The organism is Thalassospira lucentensis (assembly GCF_011806425.1).
GTDB lineage: Bacteria > Pseudomonadota > Alphaproteobacteria > Rhodospirillales > Thalassospiraceae > Thalassospira > Thalassospira lucentensis_B.
Genome location: NZ_JAATOV010000001.1, coordinates 108,916 through 128,657, shown reverse-complemented (window position 1 = coordinate 128,657; position 19,742 = coordinate 108,916). Strand labels below are relative to the sequence as shown.

Genomic DNA, 19,742 nt, shown 5'->3' with positions numbered 1-19,742 from the left:
CCCCTCTTAATGAAATTTACGGGTAACTTTTCAGGACCGTGGCAACGATTTTCCGCCAAGCGGGCAAGCTGTCGGCTTTCCCAATCTTTTCGAGATAGCCGATATCAATCGTGCTTTCTGGTTCAGTGGTCGGTGCATCTGGGTTTTCGTCGTCGCCATCTTGCGGGCGATGCTGCGCGCTAAGTTCACGGGTTAAATGCTGTGCGGCATAAAGGGCGGTTAACTCGTTCATTTCAGTCTGGTTGAACGCGACCGGGTCGTGATGGTGGGCTACCGCGTTGGTCAGGCTTTCCGGAAATCCCCAAAGCCCCAAAAGATACGCGCCAATTTCGGGATGGGCGGCGCCAAATTCATCACGTTCGGCGTCAACAATCGAAATGCCTTCTTTCTCAACCCGCGCAATGACCTTGTCCATCCGCGCGTGATAGTAAAGATACAAGATCAGGCTGCCGATATGGCTCATCATGCCAACGGATGGCAGCAACTGGCAGGCATCCTTGCCGAGTTTTTCGTACTCGCCGATGAGTGCTGCGGCGATCCCCATTTGTTGGGATCGCCGACACAATGTTTTCATGCGCCCAACAACCGCATCCGGCCCGTCAAAGCTTTTGAACAGGCCAATGAAAATCGCCAGCGATTTCAATGTATCCGCCCCGATCATGCGTACCGCGTGCGAAATTGACGTAATCTTGTTGGGCAGCGCGAAATAGGCGGAATTTGTCATCTTCAGAACTTCGGCGGTCAGTGCGATATCCGATGACACGATGGCAACGATCTGATCATTGCCCGTTTTGGGATCGTCAAAGGCCTGCACAAGCCGGGTATAGGTATCAGGCGGGGACGCCAGCGCATCAATGCCGCCGATAATGCTTCGAATGTCGGCTTTCGCCAAAAGGCTCCGAATGCCAAGCATCTGCTCAAGCGCTTCGAACAGAACTTCGTCATCACACGGTTTGGCAAGGTATCGTTGGGCGGGACCAACGGTTCGAAGGATGGCGTCGTCTTCGGAATATCCCGATAAAATAATCCGGGCGGTGTCGGGGATTTTGTCCTGAAGTTGATGCAGTAAATCTGCACCATCCATGCCGGGCATGCGCATGTCAGAAACAACAACGTCAAAGCTTTGCTCATCACACAAAGACAGGGCTTGGGCACCACTGGTCACGAACGAAATATTCCATTCCGGATGCACGCGGCGCGCTCGGCGGCGTAACCCGCTTAGAATATTAACGTCATCGTCAACAAATAGAATATTGCTCATTCAAATGACTGCCTTTGATCATGCTGCGTCTAAATCTGCCTTTCTTTGTTCTGTGTACCCTTCACCATCGTTTCCCAACGGATCCCACCGCTTTGCATCGGGTTTAGGCGGTTAAATCCTAACCCCCCCGGGAAATTACGCGGAAGTTACGGCGAAACCACCACGCACCCACCACCGTGGGTTTAACTCCCTTATTGGCATATTGGGTTTTCCCAACACGAATAAAAGAGCCCCAAAACGTATTTGTTTGGCTGCATTTGGCGGAAAATCGGCCTGTCATTTTGGCGTGTGATGCCGTCAAAATCTGCAACTGGGGTTGCGATATTGCCTCAATAAGCACACACTCTAAGGGCAACGTTTTGCAAACAGCGCGGGCAACGCCGCCTTTGGGATCGTCCGCGTGCTGGGCCAAAGCAAAGATGCCCACGAAAAGCCGACAAAAAGAAGGTCATCCTCTCCGAAAGAGGGAGGGATCAGTGCTTGGAATTTTGCTGCAGTGCGATAAGATCGTAACAGGACCACAAAGCGCGTGGATAAAAACATCGTTGCCCGGTCCGGGGAAAAACGTAAACAAGATATAATCGGAGGGTTTCATGACCGACGTCGTAATTGTAAGTGCCGCCAGAACGCCAATTGGCGCATTCAGCGGTACGCTTGCCAATACCCCCGCCCATGATTTAGGCGCTGTCGCCATCAAGGCCGCACTCAAACGTGCTGGCATCGAAGGTGACGCTGTTGACGAAGTCATTCTCGGGCAGGTTCTTACCGGCGGTCAGGGGCAAAACCCGGCACGTCAGGCCGCCATGGCGGCTGGCATTTCCGAGCGCGCAACAGCCTTCCTGATCAATCAGGTTTGTGGCTCTGGCCTGCGCACCGTCGCATTGGCTGCCCAGCAAATCATGACCGGGGATGCCAATATCGTCGTCGCTGGTGGTCAGGAAAACATGTCCAACTCCACCCATGTCGCAAACTTGCGCGCCGGGCATAAAATGGGCGATGTCAAATTCATCGACAGCATGATCAAGGACGGCCTGTGGTGTGCCTTTAACGGCTATCACATGGGCAACACCGCCGAAAATGTCGCCGCCAAATGGGGCATTTCACGCGAAGAACAAGACGAATTTGCCGTCGCATCCCAAAACAAAGCCGAAGCCGCCCAAAAGGCTGGCCGCTTTGACGATGAAATTGCTCCTGTCACGATCGCCCACCGTAAGGGTGAAACCATCTTTGATGCGGACGAATATCCGCGTCACGGCGCCAGCGTCGAAGGCATGTCCAAGCTCCGCCCGGCGTTTGATAAGGAAGGCACGGTAACCGCGGGCAACGCATCTGGGATTAACGACGGGGCTGCGGCCTTGGTCGTCATGTCCGCTGCCGAGGCGTCCAAACGTGGGCTGACCCCGCTTGCAACCATCAAAAGCTGGGCAACGGCGGGTGTTGATCCGGCGATCATGGGCTCTGGCCCGATCCCGGCATCGAAAAAGGCACTGGAAAAAGCCGGTTGGTCGGCGGGTGATCTTGACCTGATCGAAGCCAACGAAGCCTTCGCCGCGCAGGCGATTGCGGTCAACCGCGAAATGGGCTGGGATACCGATAAGGTCAATGTGAATGGCGGCGCGATTGCGCTGGGCCATCCGATTGGCGCATCGGGTGCACGCGTCTTTACCACTTTGCTCCATGAAATGCAGAAGCGCGACGCGAAAAAAGGTCTCGCGACGCTCTGCATTGGTGGTGGCATGGGGGTTGCTCTTTGCGTCGAACGCTAAGAAAAGCAGCACCTCATAAATCTTCATGACCAGCAGGGCGTCCTCTTACGGGGGCGTCCTGTTTGTCTTTTCGGCCCCTTTTTGGGGTGTCCGATACGACCAAAGATCACGTTTTAAACTGATATGCATCATGGAAGGAGGGCAAAATAAGGTCTATAAATCTACCTATGGGTTAATTTTTCGCATGTCGTAGAAGGGCAAATGACGGAAATCAATTCAATCAGGGTTTTGATAAACGAATTAAAGGGAGGCGATCATGACGAAGACAGCTTTGGTGTCCGGTGGGACACGCGGCATTGGTAAATCCATCAGCTTGGCGCTCAAAAAGGCGGGCTTTAACGTCGTTGCAAACTATGGCGGCAACGATGACGCCGCACGCGCCTTTACCGATGAAACCGGCATTCCGGCCTTTAAATGGAGTGTCGCAGACGCAGATGCCTGTGCCAATGGCATCGCGAAAATCGAAGAAGAAGTTGGCCCGATCGATATTCTGGTCAACAACGCTGGCATCACCCGCGATGGCTTCATGCATAAAATGGATGTCGATGCATGGAATGCGGTGATTGAAACCAATCTCAGTTCGCTATTTTATATGACCAAACCAGCGCTTGAAGGCATGCGTGCGCGCGGCTTTGGCCGGGTGGTCAATATCTCCTCGATCAACGGGCAGGCCGGTCAGATGGGGCAGGCCAACTATTCCGCCGCCAAGGCCGGTGTGCACGGCTTTACCAAGGCCCTGGCACAGGAAACCGCGCGCAAGGGCATTACGGTCAACACCATCGCGCCGGGCTATATCAATACCGACATGGTGGCGGCTGTTCCTGAAAAGGTCCTTGAAAGCATCATCGCCAAAATCCCGGTCGGTCGATTGGGCGAGGCCGATGAAATCGCACAAGCAGTCCTTTATCTTTGCGGCCCAAATTCCGGCTTCATCACCGGATCATGCCTGTCGATCAATGGCGGCCAGCACATGTGCTGATCAGCCAATATAAACTGGCAAATACGAAAACGCCCCGCAGCATTCTGCGGGGCGTTTCTTTTGGGTGGGAACCGATGATGCTGGGCACTTACGCCTTAAGCACATCGTCCGTCGTGACAATCTTGGCAAAGGTGTCAGACAGGATCGCCAATTCCGCCCGATGTAGCTCGGCGGCGGGGATGACATCGCCGGTGGTCGCATCTGGCAGGTCACGGGTTGCGGTGGCGTCCGATACCACAGACACGTCATAGCCGATTTCATTGGCAAACCGTGCGGTGGTTGAAACGCAGACATGGGTCATAAAGCCGCTCAGGACCACATGCTTGATGCCCGCTTCCTTCAGCAACTCGTCAAGGTTCGTGCCCCCAAACGAATTCGGCACGGCCTTGGTCAGAACCGGCTCATCGCCGCCCGGCTTAACCTCGTCAACGATGGCGGCATAGGGGGTTGATGGATCAAAAAGGCCTTTGGCGTGATGCTGGATGTTGATCACTTTGCCGCCTTTCGCCCGCCAATGGGCCAGCAACTTTTGAATGTTGCCAAGGGCGGCATCAAGCCCCACCAATTGCAAGCTGCCCGACCGATATTCTTCCTGTGCATCAATCACAATAAGTGCTGCGTCCTCTGGCGTTCCGGTCGGAAGCTTCGCACCGGCGATGTCAAAGATGGTCTTGGCTGTCATTGTTCGCTCCTTATTTTGTTGTGAACCGATGCCCACAGATTGCGCCTGCAAATTTGCATTTTCCAGCCGTAATAATTCGGCTAACCTCTGCAAAAATGCAGAGGGACGCCGGGACCACAGAAAGGCACGACAATGTCACTTGATTGGGAAGGATTGCGCACCTTCGCCCATGTCTGCAAAGCCGGTAATATGAGTGCCGCCGCACGCGAACTTGGTGTTAACCAAACCACGGTGGCCCGCCGCCTTGCCCGGCTGGAAGAATGGCTGGGCTATGCCATCCTGCACCGCGATGGCGGTGTTCTGCGCGCCACTGCAAGTGCGCGACCGCTGCTTGAAACAGCGCAAAGCATGCAAACAACCGTCGCGGGCCTTCTGGATCAATCCGCACCAGATACATCTGGAGATCAGGTCTCTGGTGCTGTTCGGATCACCGGGGTCGATGCGATCTTGGAACAGTGTGTTGCGCCACATCTGGCATCCTTGCATGCAAAACATCCGCGCATTTCGCTTGAACTGATGGGGGCGAACCGCAATCTAAGCCTGCCGCAACGTGAAACCGATCTGGCCCTGCGTCTTGCCCGGCCCGAAAGTGGCGCGTTTCATATTCGCCGCCTTGGCTATCTGGAATACGGGGTGTACTGCCATCCGATGGACCGCGGCATCGATGCGTTGGATCATGCTTTTGATCCGACCACCTTGCCGTGGATTGATCTTGATGAATTCTTTGCCGACAAACCTGAACAACGCTGGCTGAGCGAAACCTTTCCGGATCGCACGGTGATTGGCACGGGCAACCGAAGCTCCCTTATGGTGTCAATGATGCGCAATGTTGCCTGTTGTGCGTTGCTGCCTGTCTGCCTTGGCGATGCGCTTGACTGGTTGCGCAAACTGCCCGGCTATGAACCTGTGGGCCGCGAAGTCTGGCTTTTGACTCATCAGGATAAAAGACACCTGCCACAGGTCCGCGCCGTTGCTGACTGGTTGCGCGGTATCATGGTGGACGGTGTGGCAATTTCCAAACGGACATCATCATAAAATTCTGATGACGGCGATGGAATGAACCGTAATAGTTGTGCTGATCTTGATGATGCGTGGGGATGTGATGACTGAAAATTCTAAATTTACCGCCGATAACAAAGCAGCATGGAATGCCTCGGCGACGTACCATCAGGCAACTTTAAATATCGATGATATCGTTGCCAAGCTGCGCGATCATGACCACGGCGTCTTTGACGAAACGTTTGGCGCAACCCTTGATGCCATTGGTGTGCGGGGCAAAAAGGCGGTGCAGGTCGGATGTAACAATGGCCGCGAAGCATTGTCGCTGGCAAAAATGGGCGCAACATCGGTTCTGGGGATCGATCAGTCCGATGCGTTCCTAGCCCAGGCCGAAATGCTTAAAAATGCGGCGAGTCTGGAGTGTCAGTTTCTGTGTTCAGACATCTATAACTTGCCGTCCGACATCGATGCCGATTTTGATGTTGGCGTGATTACAATCGGCGTGCTGAACTGGATGCCGGATCTCAAACTGTTCTTTCAGGCGGTGGCGGGGCTTCTGACCACGGGGGCGACATTGGCAATCTATGAAACCCACCCCGTGCTTGAAATGTTCGATCCAGATGCCGCTGATCCGTTCACACCGAAACATTCCTATTTCGCCAAAACCCCCTATGCCAGCGAAGAGCCAATCACCTATGACGGATCCTCGCCCGGCAAAGCACCCGTATCTTGGTGGTTTTCCCATACCATGGGCGACATCGTCACCGCCGCGATACAGGCTGGCCTGCGGTTGGAACGCCTGACCGAATATCCCCATTCCAACCGCGAAGTCGACTTTGATATCTACGAAGACCGTGATGCGCAGGTGCCCATGTGTTTTGAAATGGTTCTGACAAAACCCTGATCGCAAAACACGCGGGCGGTCCTACCGGCGGCGGCTAGGCGTCTGAAATCGTGATGTCGGCTTTCTTGGTCAACATCACGACCGTTTGCGCATTCGGAAGGTCATTGCCCTGCGCCTTTTGCAGGGCATCGGCCTCGTTAAAGCCAAAGCTCCGCCAACGATCCAGCAACCGGGCGCGCAATGTTTCTTCGGGCACCTCAAGGTAAATCGACAGATCAAACAACTTTGCCAGTTGATCCCACGGTTCTTGGTTCAGCAGCAAGTAATTGCCTTCGACCAGGATAATCCGGTGGCTGGGCGATATGCAGCGTGCCGACCCGCGCGAAAGTTCAAGGCCACGGTCAAACACCGGCACATAAACGTCCTCGTTGGCGTCTTCCTTGATGGCTTCTAAAATCCGTTTCAGGCCCCCCGCGTCAAACGTATGGGGCGCGCCTTTGCGGTTCAAAACCCCGCGTTCGGACAAGATCGCATCGTCAAAATGAAATCCGTCCATCGGCACAACCGCAACGCCGGCCGCATCCCCGCCAAGATGCTGATGAAGTTTTTCGGCCAAGGTTGTTTTGCCCGATGCGGGCGCACCGGCAATGGCAACGATAAGACGCGCGTCATCGGTATGCGCCGCACGAATGCGGGCGGTCAGTCCATCCAAATCAAGGGTCATTTATTCAATCAACATTCATTCAAGCTAAGCCCGCGATGCTTGTCGCGCTGGCAAGGGTAAGCACGCCATGGAAAGACGCCAACAGCAATGACGCGGTTAGGTCGCGCTGTCGACATTCGGTGGTTCCGCCGCCCCGGTCATAAAGGCAACGGCATCGGACATACTGTAATCATCCGGCTTGATGGTGCAAAGCCGTTTTCCCAACCGATGCACATGAATTCGGTCCGCAACTTCAAACACATGCGGCATATTGTGCGAAATAAGCACAATCGGCATCCCGCGTGCCCGAACATCGGCAATCAGTTCAAGAACACGTCGGCTTTCCTTGACCCCAAGGGCGGCGGTCGGTTCATCCATGATCACCACGCGCGATCCAAATGCTGCTGCCCTTGCCACGGCGACCCCTTGGCGCTGCCCCCCCGAAAGGGTTTCAACCGCCTGATTGATGTTTTGGATCGTCATCAGGCCAAGCTCGGTCAGCTTTTCACGTGCAATGCGTTGCATGCCTTTGTGGTCAAGGGCGCCGAAATACTTGCCCATAATGCTAGGCTTTCGAAGCTCCCGACCCATAAACATATTGTCGGCAATCGAAAGGGCAGGCGACAGGGCAAGGTTCTGATACACCGTCTCGATCCCGGCTTCGCGGGCATCCATTGGCGATGAAAAATGAATGGGCTTGCCATCAAGCTCAATCGTGCCTTCATCAACCGTGATCGCCCCCGAAAGGGCCTTAATCAACGATGATTTCCCCGCACCATTATCGCCGATCACGGCCAAAATTTCGCCGGGATAAAGATCAAAATCCGCGTGATCAAGGGCGGTAACCCGGCCATAGCGTTTGACAATGCCACGCGCCTTAAGAACAGGTGTTTGATGGGTACTCATGCTGACACCTTTCTGATCCATTGGTCGATTGCAACCGCGATGATGGTCAGCCAGCCAATGGCAAAGACCTGCCACAGCACATCGACCCCCGCCAATCGCAAACCGGAATTAAACACGCCAACAATCAAGGCCCCGATCAACGGACCAATGATCGATCCACGCCCGCCAAACAGCGATATGCCCCCAATCACAACCGCGGTAATTGATTGCAAATTGGCTTCTTGGAAACTTTGCGGTGATACCGATCCAACCCGCCCGATTGATGCCCATGCGGCAATGCCACACACAAGCCCCGCCAGCCCATACACCATAATAAGCGTGCGGTTGGTGCGAATGCCCGACAGTTCGGCGGCTTCCTTGTCATCGCCAATGGCGTAAACGTGCCGCCCCCAACTGGTGTGGTTCAGGATGTACCAAAGCACGGCAAACACCACCAACATCAGGATGGACCCATAGGTCACCCGCGCACTGCCAATCGCAAGGCTCTCGCCAAAGAATTTCAAAAGCGGGGCAAGTTCATCCAGGGTCTGGCTGCGGATCGATTGCGCCCCCGAAAGCCAAAGGTTCAACGCAAAAAAGATATTCCACGTGCCAAGGGTCACGATAAAGGGCGGCAATTTAATGCGCGTGACCAAAAAACCGTTCAGCAACCCAGCACCAATCCCGCCGACAAACCCGATAAAAATCGCAAGCGGTGCCGGAAGGCCAAGCGTAATGGCAAGTTGGCCCATGATCACGGACATCAAAACCATGATCGCCCCAACCGAAAGATCAATCCCCGCCGTCAGGATCACAAGGCTCTGTGCGGCGGCCAAAATGCCAATCACCGCCACCTGCTGCAAAATCAGCGAAAGGTTAAACGGCGAGAAAAATTTAGGCCCGGCCACCAGACCGAAAATCACGATCGAGCACACCAGAACAATCACCGGCACCATGGTCGGATTGCCATGCAAAAAGTGCTGTATGGTGGCAAAGATGTTTCGGCTTTTATGGTCAAACTGCGCGACATTCTTGTCGCTGGCATCAAGCGAATGCTCGAAATCCTGTTTCTTGCGAGACGTCGGCGTGGTTTCGCTCATCTCTTCCTCCCGGCTTGGTCATCGTCAAGATCAACACGTCACATTGGCTGCGCGTGGATGAATGACTGGCCCCGTTCCGGTTTTATTACCGGCTTGATATCGGGGTGTGACCAAGTGTGACCTGAAATATAAAATACGCGGGGTAGGGCGGATAAACTCATATCCGCCCCCCGTTTCATTTGGCGCGGCTTAGCCCCAGCAACGGTTCATGCCTTCTTCGACCGAAATCGATGGCACACCGTCAACCGGCTGATCGGTGACAAGGTTTACACCCGTATCAAAGAAGTTAAGCCCTTCGGTATTTTGGGGTTTTTCACCGGTATCGACCCATGTGCGGATCGCCTCGATCCCCTTATAGGCCATATCGGTCGGGTATTGCTGCGACGTTGCACCAATCACGCCATCCTTGACGTTGGCAACACCGGGGCACCCGCCATCAACCGAAACGATCAGAACGCCTTCTTCCATGCCAAAGGCTTTCAGCGCCTCATATGCACCGGCGGCGGCGGGTTCATTGATGGTGTAAACCACATTGATGCCCGGATCGCGCTGCATCAGGTTTTCCATCGCCTCGCGGCCACCTTCTTCGTTGCCGTTTGTCACGTCATGGCCAACGATCCGGTCGTCATCCTCGTCACCAATTTTGTTGGCGTCCTTGATGTCGATCCCGAACCCTTTCAAAAAGCCCTGATCGCGCAAAACATCGACCGATGGTGCACTTGGCGTCAGGTCAAGCAACGCGATCTTGGCGTCCGATGCCTTGTCGCCCAGTTTGGCTGCCGCCCATTGGCCGATCAGTTCACCGGCCTTAAAGTTATCGGTGGCAAAGGTGGCATCGGCGGAATCAATCGGTTCAAGCGGGGTATCAAGGGCAATCACTAAAATCCCGGCATCGCGCGCCTTTTTCACCGCTGGCACAATCGCCTTGGTATCGGATGCGGTGATCAAAATGCCTTTGGCACCCGATGCGATGCAGGTTTCAATCGCCTGAACCTGTGTTTCGTGATCGCCATCAATTTTACCGGCATACGTTGACAGATTGACGTTTTGCGCAACGGCGGCGGCGGATGCCCCTTCTTTCATTTTCACAAAGAACGGGTTGATATCGGTTTTGGTAATCAGGCAGGCGCCAATTTCATCTGCCTTTGCGGTGGTCGGGCCAGCGACAAAGCTTAGTGCAAGCGCACCAAGGGTTGCGCCAAGAAGTGCTTTCTTCATCATTTCCTCCCAGGAAATTCCCTGAATGACTGGCTGTTGATGCCATCTGTGTTTGTTTTCCAAACAGATTGTAACGCGCTTTATGATGTAGGGTCTTCAACCTGTATTTCCATACGACACACGAAATATCGGACGCTGTCAATTAATAAATCCGATTGATTTATTAATTAATCCTGTCACTCTTTTGTCCAATCGGGCATCAAAGCTCGGGGAGGAACGCATGACAGTGTCACCAACACAAAACCCTGATCAAACCGGGGCCGATGACCCCGCAACGCGCCCGCTGCATCCGGGCGGGGGTGCCAATCAATTGCGTGTGCGCGCCTATAACGAACGGCTGGTTTTATCGCTGGTGCGCCGCAATGCGGGCCTGTCAAAGGCCGAAATTGCAAGGCTTTCGGGGCTGTCGGCGCAAACCGTTTCGGTGATTATGCGCGGCCTTGAAAAAGACGGGCTTTTGATGCGTGGCGATCCTGTGCGCGGCAAAGTCGGCAAACCCAAAGTCCCCATGGCCCTTAATCCCGATGGGGTTTATTCCTTTGGTCTTAAGATCGGACGACGCAGTGCAGAACTGATCCTGCTTGATTTTGTCGGCAACGTTCGCGGCACCCTGACCCAAGCTTATCGCTATCCCACCCCCGACAGTATCCGCCAATTTGTCCGCAACTCGGTTGATCAAATCACCGCAAGCCTCACGGCCGCCCAGCAGGCCCGAATCGCTGGCATCGGGATTGCCGCCCCGTTCGAACTTTGGAATTGGGGCGAAGAAGTCGGTGCGCCGATTGATGATCTTAATGCCTGGCGCGAAGTCGATCTGATCGACACCATCGGGGCCATCGTGCCGTTTCCGGTGTTTCAACAAAACGACGCGACGGCGGCGTGTGGCGCTGAACTGGTGTTTGGCCTTGGCCCGAACTATTCCGATTTTGCCTATTTCTTTATTGGCTCGTTCATTGGCGGCGGGGTCGTTCTGAACCAAGCACTTTATGCCGGGCGAACGGGCAATGCCGGGGCGTTTGGCTCCATGCCGGTTTCATCGCGCACCGGTCATCCCAGCCAGCTGATCGATCAGGCATCAATTTTCGTGCTTGAAGAAATGCTAACCCGCGATGGCCGTGATCCGGCCATGCTGTGGCGCGATCCAGCCGCGTGGGGGCAACTTGGCGATACGCTGGATATCTGGATCAATCACACCGCACGCAGTTTGGCGATTGCCATTACCTCGGTCTGCTCGGTGATTGATTTTGAAACGGTGATTGTCGACGGCGCATTTCCGCGCGATATCTGCGCGCGCATTGTCGATGCCACCCGGGGGGCTATATCCGACCTTGATCTACAGGGCATCGCGCGCCCGCGCATCGAACAAGGCCAGGTCGGCGGTGCCGCACGCGCCATCGGTGCGGCAAGCCTTCCTTTATTCTCGCGCTATCTGCTTGATCAGAACGTGCTGTTTAAGCAGATGCAATAGGCCAAGCAAGATCTGAATAGGGCGATGTGAAAAGGACGATGCGAGCAACCAAAACTGCCCGCATCGAAAGCTGTTCGCCGCCCAACGCCATCAGATCAGAAATTATCTTTGCGCTTGCGGATTTCCGTAAAAATCTCGGTCGGGGTCGACCCCTCCATACCCAGTGCGGCCGCGACCGATGGCTGATCGGCGCGCAAGAACGGGTTGGTTGCCAGTTCGACATCAATGCGCGATGGGATGGTCGGGATGTTGCGGGCGCGCAACCCGTCAATATCCTGACAGCGTGCCGCAAGGATCGGGTTATCGGGCTCGATCGTTTTGGCAAATTTGGCGTTTGCCTGGGTATATTCATGCCCGCAATAGACCTGCGTGCTGTCAGGAAGATTGCGGAATTTTTGCAAGGACTGCCACATCTGTTCCGGCGTACCTTCAAACAACCGGCCGCAGCCCAGCGCAAACAGGCTATCGCCCGAAAACAGTGCGGTGATTGCCGGGAAATAAAACGCGATATGTCCCGATGTATGGCCCGGTACGTCAAACACGCGGCCTTGCAGCTCGCCGACCAAAACCTGATCACCCTCGGCAACGGTTTCATCCATGTTGGGAATGCGGTCTTTTTCTGCCGTCGGGCCCAACAATTTCGCGCCGTATTTTTCAATCAGCTCGCCATTGCCCGCAATGTGGTCATTGTGGTGGTGGGTGTTGATGACAAGATCAAGCTGCCATTCACGCTCTTTCAACGCGGCAATCACCGGGGCGGCTTCGCCCGGATCAATGATCGCGGTCATCTCGCTGCGGTGGCAGCGCACCAGATAGGTGTAATTGTCTGAAAGACACGGAATAACGATAACTTCGCCCGCAGCCATAAGGGGACCTCAATAAAATGATGATGTGATGTGCCCCACATTATCAGCATCACCTGTCTTGAAACAATCACCCAACCGGCAAACTTTCTGACATTCTATGTTCGTGCGCGTTTCAAAGATATTTCCGCAACCCCTCATTGGGTGCTAGGGTCCTGTTCGGTTCCGCTGTGGCAAATATCTAAACAGCCACTAACTTATGTAGATGCGAAGGAACCTTAGGGTTAATCATGCGTCAGGATGTCGTTGATCTTCACCGTTTTTATGCCAGTACGCTAGGCCAGGCCGCCCGGCGTCTGATCCGTCGGCGTTTGCGTCTGATGTGGTCGGATGTGCGCGGCTTGCGCGTGCTGGGCTTTGGCTATGCGACACCCTATTTGCGCCCGTTCATTGGCGAAGCCGAGCGCGTGATGTCCTTTATGCCCGCCCAACAGGGCTGTGTGCATTGGCCCGCCGGCGAAGCCAACCGTGTGGCCCTGACCGAAGAAACCATGCTGCCACTGCCCGATAGCTCGGTCGATCGCATTTTGGTGGTGCATCTGGTCGAACATTCCGATTCCATGCGCCGTTTGATGCGTGAATGCTGGCGGGTTCTCACCCCTAATGGACGGATTGTGGTGGTCACCCCAAACCGAAGCTCCCTTTGGAGCTGGTCGGAAAACACCCCCTTTGGCTTTGGCCATCCCCACAGTGTCTCGCAATTGCAAAACCTGATGCGCGAAAACATGTTTTTGCCGGTCCAACACAGCCGCGCGCTGTTCATGCCGCCAACGCATCGCCGCTTCTTGCTGCGCTGGTCGCAGGTGTTTGAAAATATCGGATCACGCTTGTTTAAGGCCTTTGCAGGGGTGTCCATCGTCGAAGCGGGCAAACAACTCTATGCCAGCACCGGCACCCCATCGCGCAAACGCCGCCTAGTCCACATGCCGGTTGCGGTCCCGCCCATGCGCCCCGCCGATGGCAATCACCAACATCGCGAAGAACTTCAAAAGCCAAACGCAAAGCACGCCCCGGATACAGCCCACCAAAGCGATACCCCTTAAGGCAAGAGTGCCTGTAATCGTGGTTTCCCTCATCATTTCTGTTCTTGCAAAATACAACTGGCACGTAAGTTGCGAGCTGGAATTGCAGCTTTAATGACATATCGGGGGCGAGATGATGGACTATGTGCTGAAAAATTCCCTGTCAAAGGACAGTGTGGGATCTGTTCATAACAACAAGACGGACAAAGTTGCTAACGACATGTTGGCAAGGCAAAAGGACTTTCTGCGCCAGAAGCTTGAACAAGACGAGATGAGCCAAATCGAATGGCAGAACGCCCAGCCGATCCATACCGCTTTCCGATTGAACGGTAAGCTGGTCGGGACCATCGGTGTCAATACTGGCTTTACCTCAAGCGGGATTCCTGGTGGGCCGTGCCGTGTTGCCTATGCTAAAGCGAACGCCATGGCTGATGAAAAAGGCGTCTATGGCGACGCCCGCAACGACTTTGTGAACAAACAGGTCGGGGATATGCTTAAAGAAAGCTTTGGTGCCAGTTTTGAGGCCATTACCTATGACCCGGACGATCGTCCGACATCCGGCGAATTGCATGCGGAAATGTTTGGACTCCCTTACGAAGCGCCCGAGAAGCCCGAACCGACTGAAAATGAATTTGCCTATATGAAGGTCTTTGCACAGATGTATGCGCAGAAATTCGGCGAGGACCCGTTTGAAGGGATCGATGTCCCCTTCTAAAACCACCGGCAGGGGACGTTGTGCCCAAATGCCCAAGCTTCTCTTGAACGGCAATCACCGGGTTTCGGGCTTGGATAATCGGTTGTTTTTTCCCCCGCTTAAGGATGGTCTCTAAAGTGTGGGAAAAATATGCAGCCTGGCCAAAGGTCTAATCAGGCTGATCCATCATCGTTCACGGCGCAAGACGCCGAAAGCGTGCGTAAGGCACGGACACGCGACATACCCAAAAAAAACAGGCTGCCGAAATTCGGTGGCCTGTTTCATTTTCCGTGCGTCGCAATTGAACGGAATGTTCGATGTGGTGCGCGACACAGTTTTTACCGAAACGGTTTTTGCAATTCACTCGCAAAATAGATTGACTTTTCAACTCCGAACCGCTTTGAAGTGTTATGTTATATCATATCAAATCGTATTATGGAGACGATCAATTATGCGAGCCTCGCTTGCGCAGATACTTGCCGCTGCCGGCTTTTTAACCGCCAGCGCGGTCGGACCTTTTGTCCCGTCCGCAATCGCAGCATCCAATGATGATGTCCTTGACGTTACAAGCCCCAATGAAATTGCCGGTCTTGATCCTGCCAAATCGGGCTATATTTTTAGCCGGACCCAAGTTGTGGAAACGCTGTTCACGATTAACCGTGACCGGAAACTTGTCCCCATGCTGGCCAGTGAAAGTCGCACGGAAAATGACGGGCTGATCTGGCACTTTACCCTGCGTGATGATGTCGTATTTCATGACGGCACACCCATGACACCGCAAATTGTTGCTGATGATCTGCAACGCGCGTTTGAGCGCCCCGGCGTGCTCCATCAGGCGCCCATCACCAAGATTGCTGCGACGGACAATGGCGTTGTCGTCACACTGTCGTCCCCCTTTGCCATGCTGCCGGCTTTTCTGTCTCATTACAGCACGGTCATTCTGGCCCCGTCTTCATTTGATGAAAATGGTGAAGTCACCAGCATCATTGGCACAGGTGCCTATAAGGTCGATACAGTAACGCCGCCCCTCCATGTTGAGCTTTCTGCATTTGATCAGTGGTGGAATGGTCATGCCCATATTGAAAAGATCAATTATCTGGCGATTGGGCGCGGCGAAACCAGAACCATGATGGTCCAAAGCGGGGATGCCGATCTTGCGATTTCGCTGCTGCCCGTTTCGGTGACCCAGCTTAAAAACAACCCCGATGTCAACGTCACCATCGCCACAGTACCGCGCACGCGGATGCTTAAGCTCAATCTGGCAAAGCCGTTCTTTGACGAGGTCACCGAACGCAAAGCGCTCAGTATGGCGATTAACCGCGAAGCCCTATCGGCGGTCGTCATGCGCAACCGCGATCTTGCCGCAACCAAGTTGTTCCCGCCATCAATCCCGGGCTGGAGCACGGATGAGATTGCACCGCTGGAATATAACCCGGATGCGGCGCGCAAATTGTTGGCCGATGCTGGTTGGAAACCGGGGGCCGATGGCGTCTTGGAAAACGATGGGAAACGGTTCGAAGTTACGCTGCGCACCTATGCAAGCCGCCCTGATTTGCCGTTGCTCGCAACCGCACTTCAATCGCAGCTTCGCGATGTCGGGATTGCGGTGAACATTTCGGTCGGCAGTTACACCGAAATCCCCGCAGGCCACGCTGACGGGACCCTTGATCTGGCGTTGTTAACCCGCAGTTTCTCGCAGGTGCCGGATCCCGCCGCGACCGTGATTGCCGATTATGGCCCCGGCGGTGCCGATTGGGGGTCAATGAATTGGTCCAACACCGAGGCGTTCGATCTGGTTGCCGATCTGAAAAGCACGGCGGACCCGATTGCACGCGTTGCGATTCAGGAAAAGCTGGCTGCGATCTTGCAAAATGATCTGCCAACTATTCCCGTCGTCTGGAGCGAACTTGCCGTCGCATCGACCGCAAAGCTCGAAAATGTCTATGTCGACCCGTATGAGCAGAATTACCATCTGGCAGATATGCGGTGGGCACCATGACGACACGGTCTCTACAGGGACTTCTCCTCACGCGACTGCTACAGCTTGTAGCAGTCGTTTTGATTGTCGGAACACTCAGCTTCGCGCTGATGTATTTCCTGCCCGGTGATCCGGCCTTGCGGATTGCGGCTGGGCGGTATGGGCCCGATATGATGGACAACGCCCTTTCTGACATGGTGCGCGTGGAACTGGGGCTTGATCGGCCGTTGCTGGTACGTTTCGCCAGTTGGATGGGCGATCTTTTACGGTTTGATCTTGGCCATTCGCTTGTGTCGGGTGCGCCGGTCGTCGATGAAATCGCGCTACAGCTTGGCTATACATTGTGGCTGGCTGCGATTGCCTTTGTCCTCGCGTTGATCATTGGACCAACCATTGGTGCGATTGCCGGGCTTTTCCCCGGATCGGTTTTTGACCGCGTTACCTTGGTTCTTTCAATCGCCTTTCGCGCCGTGCCGCCATTTGTTCTGGCGGTTCTGTTCATGGTGATTTTTGGCGTGACGCTGCGCTGGTTCCCGACCGCCGGATTTGGCGGTTGGCAGAATCTGGTCCTGCCGTCCGTGACCTTGGCGTTGGGGCTGGCGGCCATGTCATCGCGCGTGATGCGTGACGCCATGGCACAGGTCTCCCAGGCGCCGTATTTCACCCATGCCCGCTACAAGGGGCTTTCCGATCCAACCGTGGTGCGTCGTCATGGCTTGCGAAATGCGTCCTTGCCGGTTGTCACATATCTCGGTTTGCAGATGGTCTATCTGGTCGAAGGCGTGGTCGTTGTTGAATCGATCTTTGCCTTTCCGGGGATTGGCCATGCGCTTGTACATGCGGTGATCGCCCGTGATGTGCCGATGGTTCAGGGCACCGCACTTGCGATGGGCGGACTGTTTGTTTTGTTAAACAGTCTGATCGATCTTGCTTGCCTGCGGCTTGATCCCCGTTTGCGGAGGATGCCGTCATGAAAACCAAATCGTTCGCAAATCTTCCAACCGATGTGGCGGCGGACATGATGGATGGATCGCGGTCTGTCTTTTGGACACCGGCGCGCATCACCGGCGCATTTATTTTAGTGTGCTTGCTGCTGTTTGCGGTTTTGGGGCCTGTCTTCATTTCCACCGATCCGCTGCACCAAAATTATAATGCCGTCTTGGTTGGCCCGGGTGTTGATGGATATCTGCTCGGCACGGATCATTTTGGCCGATCCATGGTGTCGCGCCTTGCGCATGGGGCTCAGTTGTCCTTTGCGATGGCATTTGTCACGGCAATCAGTGCGGCAGTACCGGGTATTTTGCTTGGCGTGATTGCCGCGGCCCGGGGCGGGATGGTCGAACGGGGCCTTGTTGCCCTGTCCGACATTATTCTGGCCCTTCCCGGATTGCTGCTGGTTCTTTTGTTGCTGGCCTTTGCACCGGGGGAATTTGGCCCGCTTTATCTCGGCTTGGCGCTGTATCTGTGGGTCGAGTTTTTCCGCGTGGCCCGCATTGAAACCGCGCGTGTCATCACATCGCCCTCGGTCGAGGCGACCCGTCTTCTTGGATTTAGTCGGCTATATGTTTTTACACGCATCATTGTGCCGGCTTTGACCGGCCCGATGGCAACGCTGTTTGCCTTTGCGATGGGCTCGGCAATCATTGCGGTCAGCACACTTAGTGCCATCCATGTGGGTTTGCGTCCGCCAACCCCGGAACTCGGCGCAATGATTGTTGAATTGGTCCCCTATTACAGCGAGGCCCCCTTGCAGATATTGATGCCTGCGATTGGGATCTTTCTTCTCGTTCTGGGGCTGCAATTAATGGCCGGAAGGAAAAGCTGATGACATATGAGCTTCGTATCGAAAATCTGACGGTGCGCACGGCCGATGATACCGTTTTGGTCTCGGATGTGTCGCTGGTCTGTGGTCCATCCAACCCGATCTGCCTGATCGGCGAAACCGGATCGGGCAAAAGTCTTGTGATGCACGCCATCATGGGAAGCTTGCCAGACAGTCTGTCGTGCGACGGGAAAATCCTGCTCGATGGCACAGACATTCTGCCCCTCAGTCCGCAACAACGGCGCGAACTTTGGGGGCGTAAATTTGCCCTGTTGCCCCAAGAACCGTGGCTGTCGCTTGATCCCACCATGCGGGTGGGTGCGCAGGTTGCCGAACTTTACACCGATCTGCGGGGGATCGGCCGCAAACAAGCCAATCAAATGGCGGCAGACGAACTTGCCTCTGTTGGATTGGCCGGGTCGTTTGATGCCTATCCGTTTGAATTGTCGGGCGGCATGGCCCAGCGGGTGTCGATTGCCATGGCCCATGCCGCGCAAAGTCCGATCATGCTGGCAGATGAACCGACCAAGGGGCTCGACCGTGCCTTATGTGATGTGGTTGCCGATCTCTTGCGTGGCGAAGTCGCGGCGGGGCGGACTTTGATGGTGATTACGCATGACTTGGAACTGGCCGAAAAGGTCGGGGGGACAGTCGGGGTGATGCGCAAGGGGCGTTTGCTTGAACTTGGCACGGCCGATCAGGTGCTGCGCAATCCTTCGCATGACTATAGTCGCGAACTGGTGGCGGCTTTGCCCGCCAACTGGCCGGTCCGCACGCCAGCACGCGCCAAAAAGTCGGATGACATCGTTGTTGCCGCCGACAGCATTGGCAAATCGTTTGGCCGCAATACCCTGTTTTCAGATGTCGATGTCGCAATCGCCAAGGGCCAAGTCACGATCATCCTTGGTCCAAGCGGCAGTGGCAAAAGCACCCTTGGAAATATCCTGCTTAAGCTCATCAAACCGGATGCCGGGCATGTTTCATGGGGCGATGATTTGCCCGCGATGAAATATCAAAAGATCTATCAAGACCCGCCATCGGCGTTTATCGCCGGGCAAACACTGGGACGTGCTTTTGCCGATCTTCGCAAATTGCACAACATTGATGGGGCGCGCATCAACGCGATGCTCGATCAATTGGGGCTTGATCGGGGTCTTCTGGCGCGTCGGCCAGATGCGATTTCCGGCGGCGAATTACAACGCTTTGCCATTGCCCGGTCGTTGCTGCTTGATCCGGTGATGCTCTTTGCGGACGAGGCAACCTCGCGCCTTGATCCGGTTAGTCAAAAGCGTGTCATTGATCTTTTGTGTGCGCAGGTTCGCGATCGCGGGCTTGCGTTGCTTTTGGTCACCCATGATCCGGATTTGGCCGAACATATTGCCGATCACATTATCCGCATTTCGGATGGTGATCACAGCAGTTTGGCGGCCAAGGCGGCGTAACCAGCGCCTCTCATCC

Annotated in this window: 18 protein-coding genes; 11 read left to right on the top strand and 7 right to left on the bottom strand. The window is 54.9% G+C overall.

The window, feature by feature from the left end; translation table 11 throughout:
• Nucleotides 1-16: 16 nt before the first annotated feature.
• Nucleotides 17-1,261 (bottom strand): response regulator, encoded by a 1,245-nt coding sequence (locus HCZ99_RS00585; RefSeq protein WP_167444974.1) that lies wholly within the window; start codon nt 1,259-1,261, stop codon nt 17-19.
• Nucleotides 1,262-1,854: 593 nt separating this feature from the next.
• Between HCZ99_RS00585 and HCZ99_RS00580 the strand changes: the two genes are divergently transcribed.
• The gene (locus HCZ99_RS00580; RefSeq protein WP_167444973.1) at nt 1,855-3,027 is read left to right on the top strand and encodes an acetyl-CoA C-acetyltransferase; all 1,173 of its coding nucleotides are present in this window, start codon (nt 1,855-1,857) and stop codon (nt 3,025-3,027) included.
• Nucleotides 3,028-3,283: 256 nt separating this feature from the next.
• Complete coding sequence (gene phbB, locus HCZ99_RS00575; protein ID WP_167444972.1) at nt 3,284-4,006, top strand: acetoacetyl-CoA reductase; 723 nt, start codon at nt 3,284-3,286, stop codon at nt 4,004-4,006.
• An 88-nt stretch (nt 4,007-4,094) separates the two neighbouring features.
• Here phbB and HCZ99_RS00570 read toward each other — a convergent pair whose 3' ends face one another.
• Nucleotides 4,095-4,688 carry a cysteine hydrolase family protein gene (locus tag HCZ99_RS00570; protein ID WP_167444971.1) on the bottom strand — a complete coding sequence of 198 codons (594 nt, stop codon included), beginning with the start codon at nt 4,686-4,688 and terminating at the stop codon, nt 4,095-4,097.
• Between the two features lie 132 nt (nt 4,689-4,820).
• Between HCZ99_RS00570 and HCZ99_RS00565 the strand changes: the two genes are divergently transcribed.
• Complete coding sequence (locus HCZ99_RS00565) at nt 4,821-5,723, top strand: LysR family transcriptional regulator (protein ID WP_167444970.1); 903 nt, start codon at nt 4,821-4,823, stop codon at nt 5,721-5,723.
• 67 nt (nt 5,724-5,790) lie between these two features.
• Nucleotides 5,791-6,591, top strand: a complete 801-nt coding sequence (locus HCZ99_RS00560) for a class I SAM-dependent methyltransferase (protein WP_167444969.1) — start codon at nt 5,791-5,793, stop codon at nt 6,589-6,591.
• A 34-nt stretch (nt 6,592-6,625) separates the two neighbouring features.
• On the opposite strand, the gene HCZ99_RS00555 is transcribed toward HCZ99_RS00560, so the two are convergent.
• The 4 genes from HCZ99_RS00555 to HCZ99_RS00540 all read right to left on the bottom strand — a co-directional run bounded on the left by HCZ99_RS00555 (nt 6,626) and on the right by HCZ99_RS00540 (nt 10,437).
• A complete protein-coding gene (locus HCZ99_RS00555; protein WP_167444968.1) occupies nt 6,626-7,255 on the bottom strand; it encodes a nucleoside triphosphate hydrolase in 630 nt (209 codons plus the stop codon).
• Between the two features lie 96 nt (nt 7,256-7,351).
• Nucleotides 7,352-8,140, bottom strand: coding sequence for an ATP-binding cassette domain-containing protein (locus tag HCZ99_RS00550; RefSeq protein ID WP_167444967.1), 789 nt, complete (start codon nt 8,138-8,140; stop codon nt 7,352-7,354).
• Complete coding sequence (locus tag HCZ99_RS00545) at nt 8,137-9,219, bottom strand: ABC transporter permease (protein WP_167444966.1); 1,083 nt, start codon at nt 9,217-9,219, stop codon at nt 8,137-8,139. The genes HCZ99_RS00550 and HCZ99_RS00545 overlap by 4 nt, the downstream gene beginning before the upstream one ends.
• Before the next feature lie 189 nt (nt 9,220-9,408).
• Entirely contained in the window at nt 9,409-10,437 is a 1,029-nt protein-coding gene (locus HCZ99_RS00540) for a sugar ABC transporter substrate-binding protein (RefSeq protein WP_167444965.1), read from the bottom strand.
• A 220-nt stretch (nt 10,438-10,657) separates the two neighbouring features.
• Here HCZ99_RS00540 and HCZ99_RS00535 point away from each other — a divergent pair, with 220 nt between their 5' ends.
• The gene (locus HCZ99_RS00535; protein ID WP_167444964.1) at nt 10,658-11,905 is read left to right on the top strand and encodes an ROK family transcriptional regulator; all 1,248 of its coding nucleotides are present in this window, start codon (nt 10,658-10,660) and stop codon (nt 11,903-11,905) included.
• A 95-nt stretch (nt 11,906-12,000) separates the two neighbouring features.
• On the opposite strand, the gene gloB is transcribed toward HCZ99_RS00535, so the two are convergent.
• Nucleotides 12,001-12,771: a hydroxyacylglutathione hydrolase gene (gene gloB, locus HCZ99_RS00530; protein WP_167444963.1), complete on the bottom strand. Its 771-nt coding sequence runs from the start codon at nt 12,769-12,771 to the stop codon at nt 12,001-12,003.
• A gap of 227 nt (nt 12,772-12,998) precedes the next feature.
• Between gloB and HCZ99_RS00525 the strand changes: the two genes are divergently transcribed.
• From HCZ99_RS00525 to HCZ99_RS00500, 6 genes are all read left to right on the top strand, one after another.
• Nucleotides 12,999-13,811, top strand: coding sequence for a methyltransferase domain-containing protein (locus tag HCZ99_RS00525; RefSeq protein ID WP_254869374.1), 813 nt, complete (start codon nt 12,999-13,001; stop codon nt 13,809-13,811).
• A 112-nt stretch (nt 13,812-13,923) separates the two neighbouring features.
• The gene (locus HCZ99_RS00520) at nt 13,924-14,505 is read left to right on the top strand and encodes a hypothetical protein (protein ID WP_167444962.1); all 582 of its coding nucleotides are present in this window, start codon (nt 13,924-13,926) and stop codon (nt 14,503-14,505) included.
• Between the two features lie 430 nt (nt 14,506-14,935).
• Nucleotides 14,936-16,483 (top strand): ABC transporter substrate-binding protein, encoded by a 1,548-nt coding sequence (locus HCZ99_RS00515; RefSeq protein ID WP_167444961.1) that lies wholly within the window; start codon nt 14,936-14,938, stop codon nt 16,481-16,483.
• Nucleotides 16,480-17,436 carry an ABC transporter permease gene (locus tag HCZ99_RS00510; RefSeq protein ID WP_167444960.1) on the top strand — a complete coding sequence of 319 codons (957 nt, stop codon included), beginning with the start codon at nt 16,480-16,482 and terminating at the stop codon, nt 17,434-17,436. The genes HCZ99_RS00515 and HCZ99_RS00510 overlap by 4 nt, the downstream gene beginning before the upstream one ends.
• Complete coding sequence (locus tag HCZ99_RS00505; protein WP_217701446.1) at nt 17,433-18,287, top strand: ABC transporter permease; 855 nt, start codon at nt 17,433-17,435, stop codon at nt 18,285-18,287. The genes HCZ99_RS00510 and HCZ99_RS00505 overlap by 4 nt, the downstream gene beginning before the upstream one ends.
• Nucleotides 18,287-19,726, top strand: coding sequence for an ABC transporter ATP-binding protein (locus HCZ99_RS00500; protein WP_167444959.1), 1,440 nt, complete (start codon nt 18,287-18,289; stop codon nt 19,724-19,726). The genes HCZ99_RS00505 and HCZ99_RS00500 overlap by 1 nt, the downstream gene beginning before the upstream one ends.
• Nucleotides 19,727-19,742: the final 16 nt, after the last annotated feature.